Here is a 25,718-nt window from a genome sequence, read left to right as displayed (position 1 = left end):
ACGCGCCATGTCGCTGATCGATCTGCTGGCCCGCCTGCGCGAGCAGGACATCCACCTGCGGGTGGAGGACGGAAAACTGCGGTACAGCGCCCCCGCCGAGGGACTCCCCGACGGGCTGCGCGCCGAGATCACCGCGCACAAGGGTGAGCTGATCGCCTTCCTGGCCGCGGGAACCGCCACCGACGGGCCGCGGCCGGTGCCGCGCCGCGCCGACGGCACCCACCCGGCCTCGCCGGTCCAGGAGCGGCTGTGGCTGCTCGACCGGATGGAGCCCGGCAACCCCTCGTACCACATGCCGGCGGCGGTCCGGCTGACCGGCACGCTCGACGCCGGGCTGCTGGAGCAGGCCGTCAACCGGATCGTGGCCCGGCACGAGGTGCTGCGCACCTCCTTCGAGGACCACGGCGGCCGTCCCCGCCAGCGCGTCGACGCCGAGCGGCACGTCCCGCTGGTCCGGCACGACCTGCGCGACCTGCCCGAGCCGGAGCGCACCGCCGAGGTCGCCCGCCGCTCGGAGGCCGAGGCGGCCGCCCCGTTCGACCTCGCCGCGGACCCGCTGATGCGCACCACCCTGCTGCGGACCGGCGACGACGAGCACGTCCTGCTGCTCACCCTGCACCACATCGTCGCCGACGGCTGGTCGGTGTCCGTCCTCGCCGACGAACTCGCCGCCCACTACCGGGCGCTGACCGAGGGCCACCCCGCGGACCTGCCGGCCCTGCCGGTCCAGTACGGCGACTACGCCGCCTGGCACGCCGAGTGGCTGGAGAGCGACGCCTGCGCCGCCCAGCTGGACCGCTGGCGCACCCGCCTCGGCGGCGAACTGCCCGACCTCAACCTGCCGTTGGACGTGCCCCGGCCCGCCGTGCGGACCTTCCGGGCCGGCCGCGCCGAGCGCACCGTCCCGGCCGCGACGGCCGACGCGCTGAACCGCGTCGCCCAGCAGTGCGGGGCCACCCGCTTCACCGTCATGCTGGCCGCCTTCAAGGTGCTGCTGCACCGCCTCAGCGGCCAGGACGACCTGATCGTGGGCATCCCCGAGGCCGGCCGCACCCGCTCCGAGATCGAGCCCCTGGTCGGCTTCTTCGTCAACACCCTGGCGCTGCGCACCGACCTCTCCGGCGCCCCCACCTTCCGCGACCTGCTCGCCCAGGTGCGGGACACCGCCTACGACGCCTACGCCGACCGCGACCTGCCGTTCGAGCGGATCCTGATCGACCTGCAGCCCAAGCGGCGGCTCGACCGCACCCCGGTCTTCCAGGTCTTCTTCAACATGGTCCCGTTCGCCGAGCAGCGCCTGGAGCTGCCCGGCCTGAGCGCGAGCTTCCTGCACGTCCCGGACGCCGGCGCCAAGTTCGACCTGACGCTGTACGCGGGCCTCGACGGCCGCGACCTCACGCTCGTCCACAACGCCGACCTCTTCACCGAGGAGCGGGCCGGGCAGCTGCTGGACCAGTACGTCACCCTCGTCGAGCAGATCGCGGCCGACCCGGACCGTCCCGTCCCGTCGTACAGCCTGGTCACCGACCGGTCCCGCGAGGTGCTGCCGGACCCGGCCCGGCCGCTGGCGGCCGGCTGGTCGGGCGGCATCGCCGAGGCGTTCGCCGAGCAGGCGCGCACCGCGCCGGACCGGGTCGCCGTCGAGGAGCCGGCCGGAACCTGGACGTACGGACAGCTGGCCGAGCGCGCCCACCGGCTGGCCCACCGGCTGCGCGCCGACGGGGTCGCCCCCGGCGACGTCGTCGCCCTGTACGGGCCGCGCGGAGCCGCACTGGCCTGCGCCATGCTCGGCACCCTCGCCGCCGGGGCCGCCTTCCTGGTCCTGGACACCGCCGAGCCCGCCGCCCGGCTCGCCGAGCAGACGGCCCTCGCCGCCCCGCGCGGCTTCGTGCGCACGGACGGCGCCGAGGCCCCGGCCGAACTCCTCGACCGGGTCCGGGAGACCGCCGTCTCCACGCCGGTGCTGCCCTGCTGGGACGAGCTCGCCGAGCTGCCCGCCGACCCGCCGGTGCTCGACCTCGGCCCCGGCTCGCCCGCCTACCTGGCCTTCACCTCCGGCTCCACCGGCCGCCCCAAGGCGGTGCTCGGCACCCACGGGCCGCTGGCGCACTTCACCGCCTGGTACCGGGACGAGTACGCGCTCACCGCCGAGGACCGCTTCGCCCTGCTGTCGGCCCCCGGCCACGACCCGATGCTGCGGGACGTCCTCGTCCCGCTCGCGCTCGGCGCCACCGTCTGCGTCCCCGACCACGCCGCGCTGCCCGGCCGGTTCGCCGACTGGGCCGACGCGCAGCGGATCACCGTGGCCAACCTGACCCCGGCGACCCTGGAGTACCTGCTCGGCGGCCGGGCCGCCGAGCGCACCGCCCCGGCCCTGCGCCACCTGTTCTTCGGCGGCGACCGGCTGCGCGGACACCACGTCACCCTGGCCCGGTCCCTCAACCCGGACGTGGTGTGCGTCAACTTCTACGGCGCGACCGAGACGCCGCAGGCGATGAGCGCCCACCGGGTGCCGGCCGGCGAGCCCGCGGCCGAGATCCCGCTCGGCCCCGGCACCCCCGGCTCCCAGCTGGTCCTGCTCAACGCGGCCGGCGTCCCGGCCGGCGTGGGCGAGCTCGCCGAGATCCACGTCCGCTCGCCCCACCTGTCCGCGGGCTACCCGGCGGACCCGGAGCTGACCGCGGCCCGGTTCCTCACCAGCCCGGTCACCGGCGACCCGGCGGACCGCTGGTTCCGCACCGGCGACCTCGGCCGCTACCTGCCCGACGGCACCGTCCGGTTCTGCGGCCGCGCCGACCGCCAGATCCAGATCCGCGGCTTCCGGGTGGAGCCCGCCGAGGTGGAGGCCCGGCTGCGCGAGCACCCCGGCGTCGCGGACTGCGTGGTCGGCGTGCCGCGGGCGGAGGACGCCGACGGCGCGGACCCGCGCCTGGTCGCCCACTGGACCCCGGCCGGCGCCTCGGCGCCGACCGTCCGGGAACTGCGCGAGCACATGGGCGCCGTCCTGCCCGACCACCTGGTGCCCGCCGCCTTCGTGCGGCTCGACGCCCTCCCGCTGCTGCCCACCGGCAAGGTCGACGTGTCGGCGCTGCCCGCGGCGCCCGCCGCCGAGCGGGACGCGGACGAGCCGTACGCCGCCCCCGTCACCGAGGTGGAGAAGGCCCTCGCCGCCATCTGGGAGGACGTCCTCGGGGTGGAGCGGGTCGGCCTGAACGACGACTTCTTCGCGCTCGGCGGCCACTCGCTGCTGGCCACCGTGGTCACCCACCGGGTGCGCGAGGCGCTCGGCGCGGAGATCGCCGTCCGGGCCCTGTTCGAGGACCGCACCGTCGCCGGGCTGGCCAAGCTCGTCGAGCAGCAGGGCGACGCGGAGAGCGCCGGGGCCCCCGGCCCGATCCGGTCGGTGGCCCGCACCGACGCCGGCCTGGACGACCTGCTGGCCCGGCTGGGTGCCCTGACGGACGGGGAGGGCTGACCGGATGCGCTGGACCGAGAAGCTCGCCGCCCTCGCCCCGGCGGACCGCAACCGGCTGGGCCGGCTGGTGGAGCAGGAGGGGAGCGTCATGAACCTCTTCCCGCTCTCCTACACCCAGGAATGGGTGTGGTGGAACAGCCGGCTGCAGCCCGCCTCGCCGATGTACAACGTCGCCGCCACGCTCCGGCTCGACGGCCCGCTCGACAGCGCCCTGCTGGACCGGGTGCTGCGCGAGATCGTCACCCGGCACGAGATCCTGCGCACCGGCTTCCACGTCCTCGGCCGCACCGCCGTCCAGGCCGCCGAGGAGCCCCCGGCCGGCCCGCTGATCACCGAGCACGACCTGCGCGGGGTGCCGCAGGAGCGGCGGGAGGCCGAGACCCTCGCGCTGGTCGGGCAGGAGCGGGCCCGGCCGTTCGTCCTCGCCGAGGGCCGGCTGCTGCGGGCGCTGCTGCTGCGCACCTCCGACGACACCGCGCTGCTCGCCCTGACGACCCATCAGATCGCTTTCGACGACTGGTCGATCGGCGTCCTGGTGCGCGAGGTGGGGGAGCTGTACGCGGCCTTCCGGGACGAGAAGCCCTCCCCGCTCGCGCCGCTGCCGGTGCAGTACTCCGACTTCTCGCTGTGGCAGCGGCAGTGGATGGACGAGGCCCGGATGGAGGCCGAGTTCGGCTACTGGGAGTCCCGGCTGGGCGGCCTGCCCGCCCTGCTGGACCTCCCGGCCGACCTGCCCCGGCCCGCCGTCCGGTCCTTCCGCGGGCGGGTCCTGGACCTCCCCCTGGACGAGGCCGTCACCGAACGGCTGCGCGCGCTGTGCCGCGCGGCCGGCGCGACCACGTACATGGCCCTCACCGCCGTCTTCCACCTGCTGCTGCGCCGGGCCACCGGGCAGTCCGCGTTCGCCACCAGCACGCTCACCGCCTACCGGACCCGTCCGGAGGTGGAGCACGTGATCGGCGACTTCGGCAACATGATCGCCGTCGTCGCCGCACCGGACGGGCCGGGCACCACCTTCGCCGACCTGCTGGCGGCCACCCGCGGCGCGGTCCTGGAGGCCCAGGAGCACGCGGACATGCCCGCGCACCGGATCACCGGCCGGCTGCGGCCCCGGCGCGAGGACAGCCACAACCCCCTCACCCAGGCGATGTTCCTGAGCGTGCACGCGATGAACTCCGTCGCCGGCGCGGACCTCGGGGACCTCCGGGTGGGCTTCGCCCGGATCGGCGAGCCCACCGCGTCCAGCGCCTTCGACGTCGAGGTCCGGCTGGTGGAGAAGCCGGACACCCTCACCGTGCAGTTCGTGCTCGCCGAGGACCTGTTCACCGCGGCCGGCGCCGCCCGGCTGGTGGCCCAGTACGAGGACCTGCTCGCCGCCGTCCTGGACGACCCGCAGGCCGCGACCGACGCGCCGGCCGCGCCCGCCCCCGTCCTTCCCGCGGCCCCGGCCGCCGACGGCGGCGCGGCCGAGGGCGTGGCCGAGGCGGTCCGCCGCACCGCCGAACTGCGGCCGCAGGAACCGGCGCTGGAGACCCCCGGCGGCCCGGTCGGCTACCGGGAGCTGTGGCAGCTCGTCGCCGAGGTGCCCCAGGGCTCCCCGGCGGACGGCCCGCTGCCGCTCGCCGACGTCGCGCCCACCCCGGAGTCCGCCGCCCGGCTGCTCGCCGCGCTCCGCGACGGCCGGGGCGTCGACATCGGCGCCGGCGTGCTGCTGGAGCCCGCCGTGCTGGCCGCGCTGGCCCGGCTGTGGGCCGACCGGTGCCAGGCCGGGCCGGGCGCCCGCTGGCTGGCCGCCGCCCCCGCAGGCACCGCGACCGCCCTGCTGGAGCTGCTGGTGCCGCTCTGCGCCGGGGCGACGGTGGTCCCCTCGGACACCCCGGACGGCCTCCCGGCGCAGGGCGGCGTGGACATCGCCGTCCTGCCGGCCGAAGCCCTGCACCGGGTGGCCCCCGGGGCCGCGGCCGGGCTGCGCACCCTGGTCCTCACCGGCCGGCACGGCCGGCTCCCGGAGGCCCCGGCCGGCGCCGCGGGGCCGGCGGTGCTGCGCGCGGTCGGCCCGGCGGGCCTGGAACTGTGGCCGGTCCCGGCCGGAGCCGACCGCGGCCGCGGACCCGCCCTGGCCGCCCCGGCGGCCGACACGGCGGACCCGCTGCACCGGTGGCCCGCGGACACCGCCGGGCGCCGGGTGCTGCCCGGTGCCGTCGGCGAACTGCGGCTCGGCGGACCGGCGGTGCCCGGCGGTGAGCTCGCCACCGGACTGCTGGCCCGCGAGGCCGCGGACGGCGGCCTGGAACTCCTCGGCGCCGCCGCCGACCGGCGGGTCGACCCGACCGGCTACACCGTCCGGCCCGCCGAGAGCGCCTGGGCGCTCACCTCGCTGCCCGAAGTCGCCGACGCCCTCGTCGAGTTCGACGCCGACGGGGTGCTGACCGCCCGGATCGCCCTGCGGGCGGCGGACGGCCCCGGCCCGGCCCCCGACGCGGCGGCGCTCACCAAGCGCCTGCGCACCCTCCTGCCCGGATACCTGCGCCCCGCCCGGCTGGTCGTCGACCCGCCGGCCGACGGGCCGCACCCGCACCACTGAACGAGTCAAGGAAGAACCGGAGAACGCATTGAGCAAGGCCGACCACAGCGGCGGGACGACCCCCGCCGCACCCGATCCGCGCGACTGGATCGTGCTCCGGGGAGTCCGGGAGCACAATCTGCGGATCGAGGAGCTGGCGGTGCCGCGGCACGGGGTGACGGTTTTCACCGGCGTCTCGGGCAGCGGCAAGTCCTCGCTGGCCTTCGACACGATCTACGCCGAGGGCTACCGGCAGTACCTGGACAGCCTGTCCGCCTACGTCCGCCGCAAGCTGCCCAAGGTCCCCAAGCCGGCGGTGGAGTGGATCAGCGGCCTCAGCCCCACCGTCGCCATCGAGCAGCGGACCATCAGCCGCAACCCCCGCTCCAACGTCGGCACCATCACCGAGATCTCGGACCGCCTGCGGCTGCTGTTCGCGCGGGCCGGCCGGCACGAGTGCCGCGGCTGCGGGCAGCACATCCACCCGCGCGACGTCGGCGAGCACCTCGGGGCGCTCGCGCAGGCCGCCGCCACCGGGCCGCTGGAGCTCTACCGGCCCGCCGTCGAGGACGAGCCCGGCGGGCGCGTCCTGCTGCTGCCCGCCGCCCCCGGCGAGGACGACCTGGCCCGGGCCCGGCAGGCCGTCGAGGCGGCGCACCGCGACGGCAGCCCGCTGGTCGCCCGCCGCGACGGCAGCACCGTCCGCCACCTGACGGCCGGCTGGATCTGCCCCGACTGCGGCACCGAGGCCCGCGCCACCTCCTCGCACTGGTTCACGCCCAACTCCCCGGCCGGGATGTGCGAGGAGTGCCAGGGCCTCGGCTTCACCTACCAGGTGGACCCGGCGCTGCTCGTCGGCGACCCGGAGGCCTCGGTCCGCTCCGGCGCGCTGACCTTCTTCGGGGACCGCACCCGCAGCAAGAAGACCTGGTGGCCGCTGCGCGAACTGCCCGCGGTGCTCGAACTCGCCGGTGCCGGACTGGACACGCCCTGGCGCCTGCTCCCCGAGGGGGTGCGGGAGCTGGTCCTCACCGGCGCCACCGCGCGGCCGCTGCCGGAGGCGCTCGCCCGGGAGCTGGAGCGCAAGCCCTTCGACGGGCTGGCCCAGCACCTGGAGCGGCTGTTCCGCGAGGCGGACTCGCCCGAGCGCAAGTCCTTCTACCAGGTGTTCATGGCGGCCCGCGGCTGCACCGACTGCGGCGGCACCCGCCACCACGCCGAGGCGCTCGCGGTGCGCCTGGCCGACCTCAACATCGCCGAGGTGAACGCGCTGCCGGTGGCCCGGCTGGCCGAGTGGCTGGAGGCCGTCCGCGCCGAGCTCGCCACGACCTTCCTCGCCGAGCTCGCCGAGGAGCTGCTGGTCCAGATCGGCACCCGGCTGACGTTCATGCTCGACGTCGGCCTGGGCTACCTCTCGCTGGACCGCTCCGCGCCCACCCTGTCGGCGGGGGAGGGCCAGCGGCTCCGGCTGGCCCGGCAGCTCGGCTGCGGGCTGGTCGGCGTCACCTACGTGCTCGACGAGCCGTCCATCGGCCTGCACGCCAAGGACAACTCCCGGCTGATCGCGCTGCTGCGGCAGCTGGCCGACGCGGGCAACACCGTGCTGGTCGTCGAGCACGACCAGGAGACCATGGAGACCGCCGACCACCTGGTCGACCTGGGCCCGGGCGCGGGCACCAGGGGCGGCCTGGTGATCGCGGCCGGCCCCACGGCGGAGGTCGTCGCCCACCCGGACTCGCGGACCGCCGCCTACCTGCGCGGCGAGCTGGTCGTCGGTTCGCCCCGGGCCGGCCGCCGCCGCCCCGGGGACGACTGGCTGACCGTCCGCGGCGCCCGGCTGCACAACCTGCGCGGGGTGGACGCCGCCATCCCGGTGGGCCTGCTGACCTGCGTGACCGGGGTGAGCGGCAGCGGCAAGAGCTCGCTGATCACCCGAACCCTGCAGCCCGCCCTGGAACAGGCCCTGACCCACCGGCGGGCCCCCACCGGGCCGTTCACCGAGCTGGCCGGCTGGGAGCGGTTCAGCCGGGTGGTCACCGTCACCCAGGAGTCCATCGGTGCCTCCTCCCGGTCCACGCCGGCCACCTACGTGGGCATCTTCGACGAGATCCGCAAGCTCTTCGCGAAGACCGAGGAGGCGGTCCGCCGCCGCTGGTCCACGGCGATGTTCAGCTTCAACACCGAGAAGGGCGGGCGCTGCGACCGCTGCGCGGGCAAGGGCACCATCCGGATCGAGATGCTCTTCCTGGCGGACTTCTCGGTGCGCTGCCCCTCCTGCGACGGGCGCCGCTACCACCCGCGGGTGCTCGAAGTCGCCTACCGGGGGCGGGACATCGCGCAGACCCTGGACCTGGAGGTCGCCGAGGCGCTGGAGGCGTTCGGGGACATTCCGGCCGTCGCCCACCCGCTGCGGATGCTCTGCCAGGTGGGGCTCGGCTACCTCAGGCTCGGCCAGGACACCACCACCCTCAGCGGCGGCGAGGCCCAACGCCTGAAGCTGTCGCGCGAGTTGATGCGCCGCGACGACGGCCGGACGCTCTACCTGATCGACGAGCCGACCACCGGACTGCACTTCTCCGACGTGGAGGTGCTGCTCGGGGTCGTCCACGACCTGGTGGACCTGGGCAACACCGCGGTGGTCATCGAGCACAGCGTCGAGTTCGCGGCGGCCTGCGACTGGATCGTCGACCTGGGCCCGGGCGGCGGCGAGAACGGCGGCGAACTGGTCGCCGCCGGGCCGCCGGAGCAGGTGGCCGCCCACCCGAAGAGCGCGCTGGCGCCCTATCTGGCCCGCCAGCTTCACGTCATGTCGAGCAGAGGAGGACACAGTGCCGGCACCGAGCGCTGAACCGGTCATCGACGTCGTCGCCGCGTTCGAGCGGTGGGTGGTCCGCGAGCCGGGGCGGCCCGCCGTCACCGGCGAGGGGCGGACCTGGACGTACGGCGAACTGGGAGCCGCGGCCGACCGGGTCGCCGGGCAGCTGCGGGCCCTCGGCATCGGGGCGGAGAGCCGGGTCGCCGTGCTCGCCGGCCGCACGCCCGAGATGCTCGCCGGCCTGGTGGGCGTGCTCAAGGCGGGCGCCGCCTACGTCCCGCTGGACCCGGCCTACCCGCAGGACCGGATCGGCTACATGCTCGACGACTCGGGCGCCGCGGCGGTGCTGGCCGAGCGGCGGCACGCCGGCACGCTGGCGTACGGCGGCCCCGAACTCGTCCTGGAGGAGCTGGTGCGGGGCGGCCCGGACGGGCCGGAGACCCCGCCGGCCGACGCCCCGCCGCTGATCGGCGACCAACTCGCCTACGTGATCTACACCTCGGGCTCCACCGGCCGCCCCAAGGGCGTGCTGGTGCCCCGGGCGGCGATGAGCGAGTTCGTCGCCGCCGCGGTGGCCCTGCTGGGGCCGGTCGCCGAGGTCACCATGGTGGCGACCTGCCCCACGTCCTTCGACTTCTCGGTGTGCGACATCTTCGCCCCGCTCCACGCGGGCGGCCACGTGATGCTGGCCCAGGACGTGTTCTCGCTGGTCGAGCCGGACGGCTGGGTGACCGGGGACGCGGTCTGCGCGGTGCCGTCCGCGCTGGCCCAGATGGTCGCCCTGGGCGGCCCGCCACCGCGCGTCAAGGCCGTCCTCACCGGCGGCGAGGCGATGCCCAGGGCCCTGCTCGCCGAGCTCCGGGCGCGGGGGGTGACCCAGGTGTTCAACATCTACGGGCCCACCGAGGCCACCGTGTCGGCCGCCGCCACCCTGCTGGACTGGGACGACGAACTGGTCTCCATCGGCACGCCGTTGCCCGCCGTGCACGCCTACGTGCTGGACGAGGACCTGCGGCCGGTGCCCGACGGGACCTCCGGCGAGCTGTTCGTCGGCGGCGCCCAGGTCACCCGCGGCTACCAGGGCCGTCCCGGGCTGACGGCCGAACGGTTCCTTCCGGACCCGTTCTCCGGCGAGCCCGGCGCCCGGATGTACCGGACCGGGGACAGCGTGCGCCGGCGTCCGGAGAGCGGCCTGCTGGACTACTTCGGGCGGCTCGACGCGCAGGTCAAGGTGCGTGGCTTCCGGGTCGAACTCGGTGAGATCGAAGAGGCGTTGACATCGTGCCCCGGTGTCGTACAGGCTGCGGTAGTACTCCGTGACGATCTTCCCGGCGGCCCCCGCCTGGTGGCGTACACGGCCCCGGCGGACGCCTCCGCGCCGACCGGGGAGCAGCTGCGGGACCACCTCAGGCACAGCCTGCCGGAGCACATGGTGCCCGGTCAGTTCGTCACCCTGGACGCACTGCCGCTCACCCCCATCGGCAAGCTCGACCGCAAGGCGCTTCCCGCGCCGGCCCTGCGCCGCTCCCGGGCCGAGGTGCTGCCCGGCCGGTGACCGCGCGGAGCAGAAATTCCGCGGAACATCCGGAATTCCAATTCCCATCTTTCTTGCACGAGCCGGACACGATAAGCTCGCCGCATACTGACCAGGGCTTCTGGGAATTCATTCCAGAGCCTGTTGGAGGTTGAATACCTGTGCGCCTTCTCGCGATCGAACGGGACCAATTCGAGGACCGTCTGAGGGAGATTTTCGGGCCGCGGATCACCCCGGTCGAGGAATCCTTCGACATCATCCAGAAGTACAAGGACGGATCGTTCGCCATGGGCCACATCGGCCTCATGCTCTACGCGAACGGATACAATCTCCGCGGCGCCAGCAGCAAGTACCCGAACGGGCTCGTCTACCACGACGGGACCAACATCTTCGGGGTCGGGTACTTCAGCAAGGAGGGGCACGTCGCCAAGCACCTCCACATCGTCGCCCCGAAGGGTCCGACCCGGATCGAGGCGGTCCGGGAGTTCATCGCCACCGTCCGCGCGGCCGGCCTGGCCCGGGAGTCGGTGTACGTCCGGCACCTGTCGGCCGAGGACCGCGACGCCTTCCTGGGCGCCGGGTTCACCGGGATCGACACCGATCCCTGGCACCTCGGTGCCCCGGAGGAGGACGAGACCTACCCGAACCGGGTCTACTACCTGGACGAGGTCTTCGACCAGGCCGAGGACGGGACGCTCCAGGTCGCCAAGCTGGCCGGCGAGGAGCGGCGGAAGTACAAGAACAAGAACAAGATGGCCTACCGGCGCTTCGAGAACTTCCTGGAGCGCAACCCGCACCTCTCCTTCCAGATCGAGCCCTACCACTACTCCGGGCCCGAGAAGGAGAGCGCCCGCGGCGTCGTCGAGAGCTATTTCCAGGCGCGCCGCGAACAGGGCACCGTCGTCGGTTCCACCCCCGAGGACTACCTCGCCATCGTCCGCGTGAAGCCGGGCGGCGACAACGAGCGGGACTACTTCTCGTACCTCGGCAACATCGTCACCGAGGACGGCGAGAAATTCCCCGCCATGTTCTTCGCGGGGGAGCGGATCGGCGAGCAGCGGGCCGCCCTCTACTGCACCATGACCATGCGTTTCCGGGAGCGGCTGACCGGGCTCTTCAAGGACAGCACCGGATTCACCGCCATTCCCCAGTACGTCTGGCTGACCGTGTTCCGGCTCATGTGGGCGCAGGGCATCCGCGAGGTGGACGCCGGCGGTTCCGAGGTCAAGGGCCTCGACGACCAGAAGCGCCAGCTGGGCGGAAAGCCGGAGAAGACCTTCTGGGTCGTCGGGGCCGCCGCCGGCGACCCGTCGGCCGCGTGATGTGACCCGTTCCAACTCGAAGGGGAAGTGATGGAGTCAACCATGTCCAACGCCGACTACGACGTCTGCGTCGTCGGTCTGGGATACGTCGGTGTCACGCTCACCGCGGCCCTGCTGAAGACCGGCAAGAGCGTCCTGGGCTACGAGTACAACAAGAAGGTCGCCGAGGACCTCGACGCGGGCGTGCTCCAGCTCGCGGAGCCCGGCGTCGAGGAGGTCTTCCGGGACGCCGTCGGCACCCGGCTGAAGGTCACCTCCGAGCTGGGGGCCGGCGCCCTCCCGCCGGTGGTCATCATCTGCGTGGGCACCCCGATCGAGGTCGACGGCACCGAGCCCAACCTGCGCCACCTGCAGGCGGCGGTGGAGACCATCGCCGACGGGATCGACGAGAACACCCTGGTGATCGTCCGCAGCACCGTGCCGGTCGGCACCACCCGCAACCTGGTGCTGCCCGTGCTGCAGCGCAAGGTGGCGCAGCCGCTGGTCGCCTTCTGCCCCGAACGGACCATCCAGGGCAAGGCGTTGGACGAGCTGCTGTCGCTGCCGCAGATCGTCGGCGGCATCGACGACGAGGCCGTGCGCCGCGCCACCGAGCTGTTCGCCTCGCAGACGCCCACCGTGGTGCCGGTCTCCTCGGTCGAGGCCGCCGAGATGATCAAGCTGATCTGCAACTGCCACACCGACCTGATCTACGGGTACGGCAACGAGGTGGCGCTGATGGCCGAGAAGCTCGGCCTCGACGCGGTGGAGCTGATCAAGAGCGCCAACTTCGGCTACCCGCGGCCCGACCTGAGCCTGCCCGGCTTCGTCGGCGGCAGCTGCCTCACCAAGGACCCGTACCTGCTGATGCACGCGCTCAAGCCGCACGGCCACACCCCCGGCATGATCGCCGCGGCCCGGCAGCTCAACGAGTCCCTGCCGCGCCGGATCGGCGAGCGCGTGCTGGCCGCCCTGTGGGAGCAGGGCTGCGACCCGGCCACCGCCCGGGTGCTGGTCTCCGGCTTCGCCTACAAGGGCCAGCCCGAGACCGACGACCTGCGGGGCTCCGCCTACGAGGGCCTGCTCGACGTGCTGCGCGGCCGCGTCGGCGAGATCGTCGGCCACGACTTCGCCGTCCCGGCCGAGCGCATCGCCGCACTCGGCGTGCGTCCGGTGGACCTGGCCGAGGGCTTCGAGGGCACCCACGCCGTCGTCATCCTGAACAACCACCTCTCCTACCGCGACCAGGACATCGACGCGCTGGTGGCCACCATGGCGCCGCCCGCGGTGGTCTACGACACCTGGCGCATCCTCCCCGCCACGTCCAACGTTATGAGGCTCGGCCATGCGTAAGAAGATCCTGATCACGGGCGGTGCCGGATTCATCGGCATGCACCTGGCCCGCCGGCTGGCCGACGAGCACGACGTCACCGTCGTCGACGACTTCAGCCGCGGCCGCCAGGACGACGAGCTCGACGAACTCCGCTCCAAGGTCACGGTGTTCACCCACGACCTGACCCTCCCGCTGCCCGCGGACCTGCCCCGCGACTTCGACGAGGTGTACCACCTCGCCGCCGTCGTCGGCGTCGTCTACTCCAACCAGGAGCCGCAGCGCGTGCTGCGCACCAACCTGCTCTCCACCATCCACGTGCTGGACTGGTTCAAGGAGCTGGACGGTGCCACCCTCTGCTTCGCCTCCTCCAGCGAGGCGTACGCGGGCAGCGTCACCGCCGGCGTGGCACCGGTGCCGACCCCCGAGGACGTGCAGCTCGTCGTCTCGGACCCGACGGTGGCCCGCTCCTCGTACGGCTTCAGCAAGATCGCCGGCGAGCTGCTCTGCCGCAACTACGCCCAGGCGTACGGCTTCCCGCTGCGCATGGTGCGCTTCCACAACGTGTACGGGCCGCGCATGGGGTACGAGCACGTCATCCCGCAGTTCATCGAGCGGCTGCTCGGCGGCGCCGACCCGTTCGAGATCTACGGCGCCGACCAGTTCCGGGCGTTCTGCTACGTCGAGGACGCCGTCGAGGCCATCGCCGCGCTGACCGCCCTGCCCACCGGGGACACCCTCCTGGTCAACGTCGGCAACGACCGCGAGGAGATCCGCATCGACGACCTCGCCAAGGTGGTCTTCGACGTCGTCGACCGGCACCCGGCCCTCGACGTCCACCCCGCCCCGCCGCTCTCGCCGGAGCGCCGCGTCCCGGACATCTCGCTGCTGCGCTCGCTCACCGGCTACGAGCCGAAGACCGACCTGCGCGAGGGCGTCCGCCGCACCTACGAGTGGTACGCCCGCGACCGGGCCGCTCGGAAGCAGCAGTCATGACCCACGTGCGCATCGTCCACCGCGGCTACTTCCCGGCCCGCGCCGGCGCCGAGGCGATGGCCCAGAACCTCGCCGAGTCGCTGGCCCGGCGCGGCCACCGGGTCGGGCTGTACTGCAGCAGCATGGACGAGGAGTCGGCCCGGTGGATGACCGGCGCCGGAGTCGAGGTCGGTGTGCTGCCGGCCTCGGCCCCGCCCGCCGAGCGGCCCGACGTGGTGCACGCCTTCGACAGCGTCTGGCCGGACTACCCGCAGGCCGCGCTGCGCCTCGCCCGCGACTGGGACGTCCCGTTCGTGTTCACCCCGGCCTCGGCCGCCGGCGTGTGGCAGGACCGGGAGGCCGTCCTGGACGTCGCCCGGCAGGCGGACGCCGTCTTCGTGCTCACCGAGGCGGAGCGCCGGCTGTTCGTCGAGGCCGGCGTCGACCCGACGGCCCTGCACCTCAACGGCCAGGGACCGCAGTTGAGCGCCGCCGAGCCCGACGGCGCGGCCTTCCGGGCCCGCCACGGCATCGACGGGCCGATGGTCCTCTTCCTCGGCCGCAAGATGCGCAGCAAGGGCTACCACCTGCTGCTCCAGGCCGCCAGCAAGGTGTGGGCGGACCACCCCGGGGCCCGGTTCGTGTTCGCCGGCCCCGACTGGGACGAGGACTGCGCGGAGGTCTTCGCCGCCCACCGCGACCCGCGGATCCTCGACCTCGGCATGGTCGAGGAGGACGAGAAGGCCGACGCCCTCGCCGCCTGCGACGTGTTCTGCCTGCCGTCCACCGTGGACGTCTTCCCGCTGGTCTTCGTCGAGGCCTGGGTCAACGGGAAGCCGGTCGTCTCCGTCACCTTCGACGGCGGCGAGGAGGTCGTCCGGCACGGCGTGGACGGACTGCTGTGCGAGCCCGACCCGGACGCCGTCGCGGCGGCCGTGGTCCGACTGCTCGCCGACCCCGCCGAGGCGGCGGCCCTCGGGGCGGCCGGCCGGACCCGCACCGAGCGCGAACTCAGCTGGGACGCGGTGACCGACCGGTACCAGGCCGTCTACGACCGGCTCACCGCACGCACCGCCGGCCCGGCCGGCACCCCTTAGGCCGTCCCCTCCGGATCCCGCCCGAACGGCGGGGGCCCCGGGGGACGACCCGCGCGTGCTGCCGAGCGGCCCACCGCCGGCACCACCGCACCGTGCCCGATGCACACGCACGCGGCACCCGAACGAACACCGCGCACCACCGGCGCGCGGGGGGATGGTGGATAGAGATGTCCGACTGGAAGGTAAACCTGTACCGGCCCCGGCTCGGCGACGCCGAGTTCGACGCCGTGGCCGCGGTGATGCGCTCCGGCTGGCTGTCCAACGGGCCCGTGACCCGTGAGTTCGAGGAGGCCTTCGCCCGGACGGCGGGCATCGAGGACGCGGTCGCGGTCAGCAACGGCACGGCCGCCCTGCACCTGGCCTTCCTCGCCCTGGGCCTGGGCCCCGGCGACGAGGTCGTCCTCCCGTCGCTGAGCTTCGTCTCCGCGGCCGCCGTGGTCACCCTGTGCGGTGCCACCCCGGTCTTCGCCGACATCACCGGCCCGGACGACCTGTGCGTCGACCCCGCCGACGTCGCCGCCCGCATCACCCCCCGGACCAAGGCGATCGTCGCCATGCACTACGGCGGACACGCGGCCGACCTGCCCGCGCTCGCCGCCCTGGCCCGCAAGCACGGCGTGGCCCTCGTCGAGGACTCCGCGCACGCCCCCGCGACCCGCTCCGCGCACGGCGTGCTGGGCACCGTCGGCGACATCGGCTGCTACAGCTTCTTCGCCACCAAGAACCTCGCCACCGGTGAGGGCGGCATGGTGGTCGCCCGCGACCCCGAGGTGCGCGAACGGATCCGCCGGCTGCGCTCGCACGCGCTCACCGTCAGCGCCCAGGACCGCCACCGCGGCGGCCCCTCGCTGTACGACGTCGACTCCTTCGGCCTCAACTACCGCCCCACCGAGCTCGGCAGCGCGATCGGACTCGTCCAGCTGGCCGACCTGCCGCAGCGCCAGGTCCGCCGTCAGGAGATCGTCACCCGCTACCTCAAGGGCCTCGCCGGCACCGAGGGCCTCGGCCTGCCCTTCCACGACCGGCCCGCCGAGCTGGCCGCGCACCACCTCTTCGCGGTGCTGCTGCCGGACGGCGACGCCCGCGGCGCGATCCAGGACGCGCTGCGCGGAGCCGGCGTCCAGAGCGGGGTGCACTACCCGCCCACCCACCTCTTCACCGCCTACCGGGAGCGCTTCGGCCACCGCGAGGGCGACCTCCCGGTCACCGAGGAGGTGATGGACCGTCAACTGTCGCTGCCGCTGCACGTCGACATGACCGACGACGACACCGACCTGGTGGTCCAGGCCCTCCGGGACGCCCTCGCCGACGCCCCCGGGGCCGGCGCGTGACCCCGAACCCCGCCCACCGCTACACCCTCGTCGACGGGGGGTTCCGGCGGGACGGCGCGCCGTACTTCAGCGTCGGCTTCAACTACCACCCCTCGGCCGCCGGTTGCGACTACTGGCGGGACTGGGACCCGGAGCGCCTCGACGCCGACTTCGCCCGGATGGCCGAACTCGGCTTCAACACCGTCCGCTTCTTCGTGTTCTGGGCCGACTTCGAACCGGAGCCCGGCGTCTACGACCCGGTGGCCACCGAGCGGCTGCGCACCTTCGGCTCCCTCGCCGCCCGGCACGGCCTGCAGTGCCTGCCCTCGCTGCTCACCATCTGGATGAACGGGCAGCGCTTCGACCCGCCCTGGCGGGCCGGCCGGGACCTCTGGCACGACCCCGAGATGACCGAGCGTCAGCTCGGCTTCGTCCGGCACGTCGTCACCGCCCTGGGCGGGTCCGCCGACGTCCTCGCGTACGACCTCGGCGACGAGGTCATCCACGTCGACCAGGCCGCCTCCGGCGCGCTCGGCCCCGAGGGGGTCCGCCGCTGGTGGGGCCTGCTCGCCGACGCCGTCCGCGAGGCCCACCCCGGCGCGCTGGTGCTGCAGGCCAACGAGGCGTCCGCGGTCACCGGCACGCACGCCTTCCGGCCCGAACACGCCGAGCCGCTCGACCTGGTGGGCCTGCACGGCTTCCCGGTGTGGAGCCCGTTCCACGTGGAGTCCGTCGCCGCCCCCAAGGCCGGCGCCCTGGTGCCCTACCTGGTCCGCCGCGGCCGGGAGCACCGGCCGGTGCTGGTCGACGAACTCGGCAGCTACGGCTGCGACGAGGAGACCGCCCGGGACTACCTGCGGGTCGCCGCGCACGCCGCGCTGGCCGCCGGGGCCTGCGGGGTCATCGTCTGGTGCTGGCAGGACTTCACCACCGAGGCCAAGCCGTACGCGCTGCGCCCCAACGAGCGGTTCGTCGGCCTGCTGCGCGCCGACGGCACGCCCAAGCCGGCCATGGCGGCCTTCCGGGAGTTCGCCGGCCGGGCGACCGGCGAACTGGCCGGGTTCCGGCCGCTGCCGGCGCCCGTCGGCGTCCACCTGCCCGAGCACCGGGAGGAGGGCGACGCCGGCTACCTCGCCTCCGGCGGCTCCGACGCGGCGGCCGGCTTCTACGCCGCCCAGCTGCTGCAACGCGCCCACCTGCCCTACGAGTTCACCGCAGGCCCGCCGGTCGCGCCCGGCACCCCCGGTGGCCACCGGCTGGTGGTCTGCCCCTCCGTCCGGCACATCACCCTCGACGGCCAGCGGGCGCTGGCCGACTACGTCGAGGCGGGCGGCGTCCTGCTGTACACCGGCGGCGACCTGCTGCACGGCTTCGGCGGGGAGGAGCTGTTCGGCATCCGCATCACCGACTTCACCCTGCGGGCCGAGGACGCCGACTCCTTCACCTGGCAGGGCACCCGCTACCCGCTGGTGCGGGAGGCCGGCCAGCTCCCGGTGCTCGCCGCGACGACCGCCACCGTGCTCGCCGCCTTCCCCGACGGCTCGCCCGCGCTCACCCGCCACCGCTACGGCCGGGGCGTCGCGTACCACCTCAACGCCCCGTTCGAGCAGCAGCTCAACGCCCCGCACCGGCTGGACGAGGCGCCCTGGCACCGGCTCTACGCCGACGTCGCCGCGGCCGAGGGCCTCACCGACGAGCTCGTCACCGGGCCCACCGTCGACAGCCCCGAGGTCGAGGTCGGCGTCCTGGGCCGCGGGGACGAGCGGTGCGCGCTGGTGATCAACCACGCCCCCCGCCCGGTCCGCACCACCCTGCACCACGACGGCCGGGCCGAACTGCTGGACCTCGGACCCAAGGCCGTGCACCTGGCCACCTGGACGGAAGGACGGAGGGCCGGCGCGTGATCATCGACGCCCATGTCCACGCCGGCGAGTACTACCGGCACTACACCGCCTCCTTCGCCGAGGAGATGATGGCCACCACCGGCATGCCGCCGGAGGCCCTGACCGCGCCCGAGACCGCGCTGCTCGCCCACATGGACGAGGCCGGTGTGGACCGGGCCTTCCTCCTCGCCTTCGACGTCCGTCGGATCGAGGGGTTCAAGGTCCCCAACGAGTTCGTCGCCGACATCTGCGCCCGCCACCCCGACCGGTTCACCGGCTTCGCCTCGGTCGACGCCGGCACGCCCGGCGCCGCGGCCGAACTCCGGCACGCCGTCACCGAGCTGGGGCTGTCCGGGCTCAAGACGGCCCCCTGCTACCTGCGGATGTCACCCGCGGACCCGCTCTGGAACGACGTCTACGAGGTCGCCCAGGAACTGGACGTCCCGGTCCTCGTGCACACCGGCTACACCCCGGCGAAGAAGGCCGACCCGCGGTACTTCTCCCCGCGGCTGCTCGACCGGGTCGCCACCGACTTCCCGGGCCTGCGGCTGATCCTCGCCCACCTCGGCACCCCCTGGACCGACACCGCGCTGGACCTGATGTCCCGCCACCCCCGGGTGTACGCGGACCTGTCCATCTTCAGCTGGTACCGGCCCGCCGCCACGGTCGCCGCCGCCCTGGCCAAGGCCCGCGCCCTCGGCGTCCTGGACCGCCTGCTGTGGGGGACCGACCACCCCTTCTGCACCATGACCGACTCGGTGTCCCGGATGCGCGAACTCGCCACCGACGACTCGCTGTGGCCCGACGGCACCGCACTCACCCCGGCCGAACACGCCTCCCTGATGGGCGGCGCGGCGGCCGGGCTCCTCGCCGAGACCAAGAGGGGGCTCCTGTGAAGACCCTGCAATGGCACGCCCCCTACGACGTACGGGTCGTCGACGCCCCCGTCCCCACCCTGACCGCCCCGGGCGACGCCCTCGTCCGGGTGGTCCGGTCCGCCGTCTGCGGCACCGACCTGCACCCCTACCGCGGTGAGATCCCCGGCTTCACCCCCGGAACCGTCACCGGCCACGAGTTCACCGGCGTGGTCGAGGAGACCGGCCCCGCGGTGCGCGGCTTCCGCCCGGGCGACCGCGTGGTGGCCTCCGACGTGATCGCCTGCGGCGGCTGCTGGTACTGCCTGCGCGGCTGGCACTACCAGTGCGCCGAGGTCGGCCTGTTCGGCTACGACACCGTGGTCGGCAGCACCGCGGTGGCCGGCGGCCACGCCGAGTACGTCCGGGTCCCGTTCGCCGACACCGTGCTGTCCGCGATCCCCGACGAGGTCTCCGACGAACAGGCCCTGTTCGTCGGGGACATCCTCGCCACCGGCTACGCCGCCGCCGACCGCGCCGGGATCCGGCCCGGCGACGTGGTCGCCGTGGTCGGCTGCGGCCCGGTCGGCCTGATGGCCCTCAAGGCCGCCCAACTGATGGGCGCGGCACAGGTTCTGGCGATCGACCCGGCCGAGAGCCGGCGGGCGGCCGCCGCGGCCCAGGGCGCGGTGCCGCTGGACACCGGCGACGACCTCGCCGAGCGGGTCCGCGCGCTGACCGAGGGGCGCGGAGCCGACGTCGCCCTGGAGGCCGTCGGCGTGGACGCCTCCCTGCGCAGCGCGCTGGAGATCGTCCGGCCGCTGGGCACCGTGTGCGCCGTGGGCGCGCACGCCTCGGAGGCCATGCCGATGCCCACCGGCCTCGCCTTCGGCAAGGAACTCACCCTCCGGTTCGCCGTCGGGGATCCGATCAGCTCCCGCGACGGGCTGATGCGGCTGATCCGCACCGGACGCATCGACCCGACGTTCCTGATCTCCCACCGGCTCCCGCTCGCCGAGGCCGTGGAGGGCTTCAAGCTGTTCGACGCCGGCCACGCCACGAAGGTGGTCCTCGTCCCGTGAACGCCCTCCACCTCCCCGCGGACGGGCCGGCCACCCTCCCCGCCCTGCTGGCGGAACGGGTCCGCCGCACGCCCGACGCCCCCGCCCTCGACTGCGGCGGCGCCCGGCTCAGCTACCGCGAACTGGACCGGCGCGCCGGGCTGCTGGCCCGCCGGCTGCGCGGCGCGGGCGTCGGCCCGGACGTCCCGGTCGGCATCCACCTGCACCGCTCGGTGGAGCTCGCCGTCGCCCTGCTCGCCGTCCTGAAGGCCGGCGGCGCGTGCGTGCCGCTGGACCCGGGGTACCCGGCCGAGCGGCTCGCCTTCGTCCTCGGCGACGTCGGCGCCCCGGTCCTGCTCACCACCGCGGGCCTCGCCGACCGGCTCCCCGGGCACACCGCCCGCGTCCTGCTGGTCGACGGGCCCGCCGAGGGCCCGGCCGAGGAGGCCGGCGAGGGCCCGGCCGAGCCCGGACTCCACCCCGAGCACCTGGGCTGGATCGCGTACACCTCCGGCTCCACCGGCCGCCCCAAGGGCGTCCCGCTGGGCCAGGCCGCGCTGGCCGCGCTGGCCCTCGGCATCGCCGACCGGCTGGAGCTGACCCCGGCCGACCGGGTCCTGCAGTTCGCCTCCATCGGCTTCTCGGTGGCGGCCGAGGAGGTCCTGTCCACCTGGGCCGCCGGCGCCTGCCTGGTCATGGACCCGGCCGAGGAACTCGCCGACAGCGCCCGGCTGCTCGCCCTGATCGAGCGCGAACGCGTCTCGGTGCTCCAGCTGACGCCGTCCTACTGGTACGAGTGGCTGCGCGAGCTCGACCGCGGGCAGGGGCCGGTCGCCCCGCCCTCGCTGCGGCTGCTCGTCGTCGGCAGCGAACCCGTCGCCGTCGACCGGGTCGCCGACTGGTGCGCCACCGGGGTCCGCCTGGTCCAGGAGTACGGCGCCACCGAGGCCACCGTCTCCCAGCTGCTGCACGAGACCGCGGCCGGCCCGCAGGAGATCCGCGGCTGGGACCGGCTGCCCATCGGCACCCCGCTGCCCGGGGTCCACGCCCACGTCCTCGACGAGCGGATGCGGCCGGTGCCCGACGGCGACCCGGGGGAGCTGTACCTCGGCGGCCCCGGGGTGTCCCGGGGCTACCTCGGCCTGCCCGCCCTGACCGCCGACCGGTTCCTGCCCGACCCCTTCACCGACCGGCCCGGCGGCCGGATGTACCGCACCCGCGACCTGGCCCGCCGACTGCCCGGCGGCGCCCTGGAGTTCCTCGGCCGGATCGACTACCAGCTCAACATCCGCGGCATCCGGATCGAGCCCGGCGAGGTCGAGAACGCCATCGGCCAGTTCCCCGGCGTCCTGGAGAGCGCCGTGCTCGCCCGGCCCGACGACACCGGCGCCGAGCAGCTCGTCGCCTGCGTGGTGTGGGCGGGGGCCCCGCAGGTCCGGGCCCTGCGCGCCCGGCTGCGCGAGGTGCTGCCGCCGGCCCTGGTGCCGGCCCGGTTCGCCGCCCTGGACGGACTGCCGCTGAACGCCAACGGCAAGGTGGACCGGCGCGCGCTGCGCACCCTGCAGCTCGACCTCGCCTCCGGCCGGTCGGACACCGGCGCGACCGCGCCGCGGACCCCGCTGGAGGCCGAGCTCACCGAGGTCTGGGAGGAGGTCCTCGGCACGGCACCGATCGCCGTGGACGACGACTTCTTCGAACTCGGCGGCGACTCGCTGACCGCCGTGCGGCTGGCCGCGGCCTGCCGCGCCCGGCTCGGCGCGGACGTCCGCCAGCGCACCCTGTTCCAGGCGCCCACGGTGGCCGCGCTCGCGGCGGAACTCGAACGCGCCGTCCCGCCGGCCGGGACGGCCGCCGCACCCGGTGCGGCCGGCGCGGAACCGGCCGGGCCCGCCCCGACCTCCTACGCCCAGCAGCAGATGTGGCTGCTGCACAAGCTCGCCCCCGGCTCACCCCGGTTCAACGAGCCGGTGGTGCTGCGGATCGCCGGACCGCTGGACCGGGCGGCGCTGCACACGGCGCTCGGCGGCCTGGTCGCCCGGCACGGCGCCCTGCGCACCGTGTTCGCCACCGAGGACGGCCTGCCCGTGCAGGTCCTGCGGGAGCCGTACCGGCCGGACCTCCCGCTGCTGGACCTGACCGGCCGCGGCGAGGAGGCGGTGGCCGGGGCGGTGGCCGGGCTGGTCCGCGAGCCGTTCGACCTGACCCGGGGCCCGCTGCTGCGGGCCACGCTGGTCCGCCGCGCGGCCGAGGACCACCTGCTGGTCCTGGTCCTGCACCACATCGTCTTCGACGGCCGCTCGATGGAGGTCCTGTTCGACGAGCTCGGCCCGCTGCACGCGGCCGCGGTGGCCGGCACCGACGCCGACCTGCCGGCCCCCGCCCCGGAGTACCGGGACTGGGCCCGCGAGCAGCGCCGGCAGGCCGCCGAGCAGGGCTGGGACGCGCAGCTGGCGTACTGGCGCAAGCAGCTCGCCGGCGCCCCGGAGACCACCCGGCTGCCGGTGGCCGCGGACGCTTCGGCGCCCGCCCCCGGCCGCGGCGCCGTGCACACCTTCGCGGTGCCCGCACCGCTCACCGCCCGGCTGCGGGAGCTCGCCGGCGCCGAGCGGGCCACCCTGTTCATGGTCCTGCTGAGCGCCTTCCAGGAGCAGGTCCACCGTGCCTCGGGCGCCCGCGACCTGGTCGTCGGCACCCTCACCTCGGGCCGGGACCGGCCCGAACTGGACGGCGTCGTCGGGATGTTCGTCAACACCCTGTGCCTGCGGACCGAGCTGGAGCCGCAGCGCTCCTTCCGCGATCTGCTCGCCCGGGTGCGCCGGACCGTGGGCGAGGCGCTGGCCCACCAGGACGTGCCCTTCGAGCGGGTCGTGGAGGAGCTGCGGCCCGCCCGCGGCCGCGGGCACAGCCTGTTCTTCCAGCTGATGTTCACCTTCGGCAGCACCCCCGCCCGGGGGCCCGAACTGCCGGGGACGGTCACCACGGTGGTGCCCTGCGACACCGGCACCGCGAAGTTCGACCTCAGCCTCGCGCTGGACGAGGACGGCGCGGGCGGCCTCACCGGCCGGCTGGAGCACGACCTCCACCGGCTCGGCCCGGACGCCGCCCGGGACTTCGCGGACGGCTACCTCGCCCTGCTGGAGCGGGTCGTGGCCGACCCCGGCCACCGGGTGGGTGCCGGATGACCCGCACCGCGCCGCCGTCAGGCCTGCGCGCCGTCCGCGCCGGGCAGCCGGCGGGCCACCTCGGCCAGCAGCGCCCGCTCGTGCTCGCGCAGGTAGAAGTGGCCGCCGGGGTACGTCAGCACCTCGTGCCCGGCGTTCGTGACCTCGGCCCAGCTGTCCAGCTCGGCCACCGGGCAGGCCGGGTCCTGCTGCCCGCCGAACACGGTGACCGGCACGTCCAGCAGCTCGGTGGGCGCGGCCGGCTGGTAGCGGTCCAGCATCGTGTAGTCGGCGCGCAGCGACGGCATCAGCAGGTCCCGCATGTCCGGGTGCTCGTAGACGTCGGCGTCGCTGCCGGACAGCGCCCGGACCACGGCGATCAGCGAGGCGTCGTCCAGGCCGGGCCGGCGCCGGCCGCCGTAGCCCACGTGCGGTGCGCCGCGGCCCGACACCAGCAGCCGCGCCACCCGCTGGCCGCCGTCCCGCTGCAGGTTGCGGGCGACCTCGTAGGCGACCGCCGAGCCCATGCTGTGCCCGAACAGCACCAGCGGCAGGCCGGTGTGGGCCTTGAGGGCCCGCGTCGCGGCGTCGGCCAGCTCCGGCAGCGACTCGAAGCAGGGCTCGGCTATCCGGTTCTGCCGTCCCGGGTACTGCACGGCCAGCACCTCGACGCCGTCCGGCAGTTGCCGCGGCCAGTCCAGGTAGCTGGTCGCGGAGCCGCCCGCGTGCGGGAAGCACACCAGCCGCACCCGGGCGCCGTCGACCGGATAGCGCCGCAGCCAGGGATCGGAGTTGTCCACCTTCGGACGCCGTGCCTCGACCATGACCGCCCCGTTCCGGCCCGCGCCCCGCAGCCCCCGGTGGGCGGGAGGACAGCCGGCCACTTGATCAACGGCGTCACCCTACCAACCGGCGACGTCCCGCCGACCGGTGACCTTCGCCCCGAGCCGACCTGGAGCACCGCATGACCACGGCCCCGACCGACAACCCGACACCCTGCACGGTGATCGACCAGAAGCGCCTGTACGACCTCTACACGAGCGTCCCGACGGCGGCCGAGTACCAGGAGATGGTCGGGATGGAGGAGCGCTGGATCGGGGCGATCGCCGAGGGCCACCGCCGTACCGCCCCCGGGTTCGCCTCGCACACCGAACTCCTGCGGGAGCTGTCCGGCTTCCTGGCCCGGGAGGGCGCGGTGGCCTCCGACAGCCACCGTTTCCTCGCCGAGGAGGCGACGATCGACCAGTTCCGGGTGGTGGTATCGGAGTTCGCGATGGACGGGCTCACCGAGTCGCTCAACCTGCTGCCGGTGGTCCCGCGGCTGCCCTACAAGGCCGGCATGGCCGTCTTCCGCGTGATGGTGGACGAACTCGGCTGCGGCAACGACGACCAGGCGCACTCGGAGCTGTACCGCGAGCTGCTGCGCGAACTGGACCTGCCCACCGAGGTGGAGGCGTACCGGGCCGGCTCCAGCCCGCAGAGCCATGCCTACGTCAACATGTTCCACTGGCTGGCCTCGCGGGCGGACACCCCGGAGTACTTCCTCGGCGGCTACGCCTACTTCGAGGCCAGCGTGCTCTACGGCTTCCGCAGCTTCGCGCAGGCCGCCCGGCGGCTCGGCCTGAAGTCGGGGAAGTACTACACCGAGCACCTCTACATCGACACCTACCACAGCAAGCAGATGCGGGTGGCGATCCGGGAGACGCAGACGGCGCAGGGCCTGGACCTCGCCAAGGTGTGGGCCGGCGTCGAGCTGACCAGCGCCGTCGTCGGCGACGCGACCGAGACGGCGATCGCCCTGGCCCGGGAGGCGGGACGCGCATGACCGTGACCGTCACCGACGACACCCCGGACACCCCGGACACCCCGGGAACCCCGATCACCGCGGACGCGGTGGCGGACCGGCCGGAGCAGGAGGCCGCGCAGGACCCCCGGGTCCAGCAGGTCAGCGAGCGGCTGATCCTCGTCGAGGCGGGCGGCCGGCGGCTGATCACCGACGCCGCCTGCCCGCACCGCAAGGGCCTGATGCGCTACGGCCACCTGGACGCCGACCGGATGCTGATCCGCTGCCCGCTCCACCACTCCGCCTTCGACCTCCGGGACGGCGGGCGCCGGGTCGCCGGCCCGGCCTGCGCCGCGCTGCGGATCCTCGCGGAGCTGCCCGAGGGCGCACCGGTGCCCCCGGAGTCCGAGCTGCGCCGCCTGGAGGGCCGGCTCGATGCGGCGGACTGACCCCGGCCGCGCGGCGGCGGGGGGGGGGGGGGGGGGGGCGCCCCGGGGGGGGGCCCCCCCCGCCCCCCGCCCACCCCGGCGGGGGGCGGCCCGGCGTGGGAGGCCGAGGCCGCCCGCGGCCCCGCCC

At 74.8% G+C, this 25,718-nt stretch carries 16 protein-coding genes; 15 read left to right on the top strand and 1 reads right to left on the bottom strand.

Annotated elements, in window-relative coordinates:
* Positions 1–7: 7 nt before the first annotated feature.
* The 13 genes from ABT048_RS23540 (at position 8) to ABT048_RS23480 (ending at position 23,380) form a co-directional block, all read left to right on the top strand.
* A complete protein-coding gene (locus tag ABT048_RS23540; RefSeq protein ID WP_350523433.1) occupies positions 8–3,475 on the top strand; it encodes a non-ribosomal peptide synthetase in 3,468 nt (1,155 codons plus the stop codon).
* 4 nt (positions 3,476–3,479) lie between these two features.
* On the top strand, positions 3,480–6,059 hold the full coding sequence (locus tag ABT048_RS23535; RefSeq protein ID WP_350523432.1) for a condensation domain-containing protein: 2,580 nt from the start codon (positions 3,480–3,482) through the stop codon (positions 6,057–6,059).
* Between the two features lie 28 nt (positions 6,060–6,087).
* The gene (gene uvrA, locus ABT048_RS23530) at positions 6,088–8,886 is read left to right on the top strand and encodes an excinuclease ABC subunit UvrA (RefSeq protein ID WP_350523431.1); all 2,799 of its coding nucleotides are present in this window, start codon (positions 6,088–6,090) and stop codon (positions 8,884–8,886) included.
* Complete coding sequence (locus ABT048_RS23525) at positions 8,867–10,408, top strand: amino acid adenylation domain-containing protein (RefSeq protein WP_350523430.1); 1,542 nt, start codon at positions 8,867–8,869, stop codon at positions 10,406–10,408. The genes uvrA and ABT048_RS23525 overlap by 20 nt, the downstream gene beginning before the upstream one ends.
* A 140-nt stretch (positions 10,409–10,548) precedes the next feature.
* Complete coding sequence (locus ABT048_RS23520) at positions 10,549–11,709, top strand: hypothetical protein (protein ID WP_350523429.1); 1,161 nt, start codon at positions 10,549–10,551, stop codon at positions 11,707–11,709.
* Between the two features lie 42 nt (positions 11,710–11,751).
* A complete protein-coding gene (locus ABT048_RS23515; protein WP_350523428.1) occupies positions 11,752–13,041 on the top strand; it encodes a nucleotide sugar dehydrogenase in 1,290 nt (429 codons plus the stop codon).
* Positions 13,034–14,014, top strand: coding sequence for an NAD-dependent epimerase/dehydratase family protein (locus tag ABT048_RS23510; RefSeq protein ID WP_350523427.1), 981 nt, complete (start codon positions 13,034–13,036; stop codon positions 14,012–14,014). Before ABT048_RS23515 ends, ABT048_RS23510 begins: the two co-directional genes overlap by 8 nt.
* A complete protein-coding gene (locus ABT048_RS23505) occupies positions 14,011–15,090 on the top strand; it encodes a glycosyltransferase family 4 protein (protein WP_350523426.1) in 1,080 nt (359 codons plus the stop codon). Before ABT048_RS23510 ends, ABT048_RS23505 begins: the two co-directional genes overlap by 4 nt.
* A 167-nt stretch (positions 15,091–15,257) precedes the next feature.
* Positions 15,258–16,421, top strand: a complete 1,164-nt coding sequence (locus ABT048_RS23500) for a DegT/DnrJ/EryC1/StrS family aminotransferase (RefSeq protein WP_350523425.1) — start codon at positions 15,258–15,260, stop codon at positions 16,419–16,421.
* Positions 16,418–18,304 (top strand): beta-galactosidase trimerization domain-containing protein, encoded by a 1,887-nt coding sequence (locus ABT048_RS23495; RefSeq protein WP_350523424.1) that lies wholly within the window; start codon positions 16,418–16,420, stop codon positions 18,302–18,304. Before ABT048_RS23500 ends, ABT048_RS23495 begins: the two co-directional genes overlap by 4 nt.
* Positions 18,301–19,179 carry an amidohydrolase family protein gene (locus tag ABT048_RS23490; protein WP_350523423.1) on the top strand — a complete coding sequence of 293 codons (879 nt, stop codon included), beginning with the start codon at positions 18,301–18,303 and terminating at the stop codon, positions 19,177–19,179. Before ABT048_RS23495 ends, ABT048_RS23490 begins: the two co-directional genes overlap by 4 nt.
* Positions 19,176–20,219: an alcohol dehydrogenase family protein gene (locus tag ABT048_RS23485; protein WP_350523422.1), complete on the top strand. Its 1,044-nt coding sequence runs from the start codon at positions 19,176–19,178 to the stop codon at positions 20,217–20,219. Before ABT048_RS23490 ends, ABT048_RS23485 begins: the two co-directional genes overlap by 4 nt.
* Positions 20,216–23,380: a non-ribosomal peptide synthetase gene (locus ABT048_RS23480; RefSeq protein ID WP_350523421.1), complete on the top strand. Its 3,165-nt coding sequence runs from the start codon at positions 20,216–20,218 to the stop codon at positions 23,378–23,380. Before ABT048_RS23485 ends, ABT048_RS23480 begins: the two co-directional genes overlap by 4 nt.
* A gap of 17 nt (positions 23,381–23,397) precedes the next feature.
* On the opposite strand, the gene ABT048_RS23475 is transcribed toward ABT048_RS23480, so the two are convergent.
* Positions 23,398–24,183, bottom strand: coding sequence for a thioesterase II family protein (locus ABT048_RS23475; RefSeq protein ID WP_350523420.1), 786 nt, complete (start codon positions 24,181–24,183; stop codon positions 23,398–23,400).
* Between the two features lie 140 nt (positions 24,184–24,323).
* Here ABT048_RS23475 and ABT048_RS23470 point away from each other — a divergent pair, with 140 nt between their 5' ends.
* Complete coding sequence (locus tag ABT048_RS23470; protein ID WP_350523419.1) at positions 24,324–25,184, top strand: iron-containing redox enzyme family protein; 861 nt, start codon at positions 24,324–24,326, stop codon at positions 25,182–25,184.
* A complete protein-coding gene (locus tag ABT048_RS23465; protein WP_350523418.1) occupies positions 25,181–25,591 on the top strand; it encodes a Rieske 2Fe-2S domain-containing protein in 411 nt (136 codons plus the stop codon). Before ABT048_RS23470 ends, ABT048_RS23465 begins: the two co-directional genes overlap by 4 nt.
* The last annotated feature ends 127 nt before the right edge of the window (positions 25,592–25,718 follow it).

This window comes from Kitasatospora sp. NPDC096140 (assembly GCF_040303045.1).
In the GTDB taxonomy this organism is placed as follows: domain Bacteria; phylum Actinomycetota; class Actinomycetes; order Streptomycetales; family Streptomycetaceae; genus Kitasatospora.
The sequence above is the reverse complement of the archived record's forward strand: the minus strand, read 5'-3'. Positions and strand labels throughout refer to the sequence as shown.

Excerpts from the sequence above, each read along its gene's own strand:
- ABT048_RS23510 (WP_350523427.1), top strand. The coding sequence starts at position 13,034 with ATGCGTAAGAAGATCCTGATCACGGGCGGTGCCGGATTCATCGGCATG.
- ABT048_RS23535 (WP_350523432.1), top strand. The coding sequence starts at position 3,480 with ATGCGCTGGACCGAGAAGCTCGCCGCCCTCGCCCCGGCGGACCGCAAC.
- ABT048_RS23515 (WP_350523428.1), top strand. The coding sequence starts at position 11,752 with ATGTCCAACGCCGACTACGACGTCTGCGTCGTCGGTCTGGGATACGTC.
- ABT048_RS23470 (WP_350523419.1), top strand. The coding sequence starts at position 24,324 with ATGACCACGGCCCCGACCGACAACCCGACACCCTGCACGGTGATCGAC.
- ABT048_RS23475 (WP_350523420.1), bottom strand. The coding sequence starts at position 24,183 with ATGGTCGAGGCACGGCGTCCGAAGGTGGACAACTCCGATCCCTGGCTG.
- ABT048_RS23505 (WP_350523426.1), top strand. The coding sequence starts at position 14,011 with ATGACCCACGTGCGCATCGTCCACCGCGGCTACTTCCCGGCCCGCGCC.
- ABT048_RS23465 (WP_350523418.1), top strand. The coding sequence starts at position 25,181 with ATGACCGTGACCGTCACCGACGACACCCCGGACACCCCGGACACCCCG.
- ABT048_RS23540 (WP_350523433.1), top strand. The coding sequence starts at position 8 with ATGTCGCTGATCGATCTGCTGGCCCGCCTGCGCGAGCAGGACATCCAC.
- ABT048_RS23500 (WP_350523425.1), top strand. The coding sequence starts at position 15,258 with ATGTCCGACTGGAAGGTAAACCTGTACCGGCCCCGGCTCGGCGACGCC.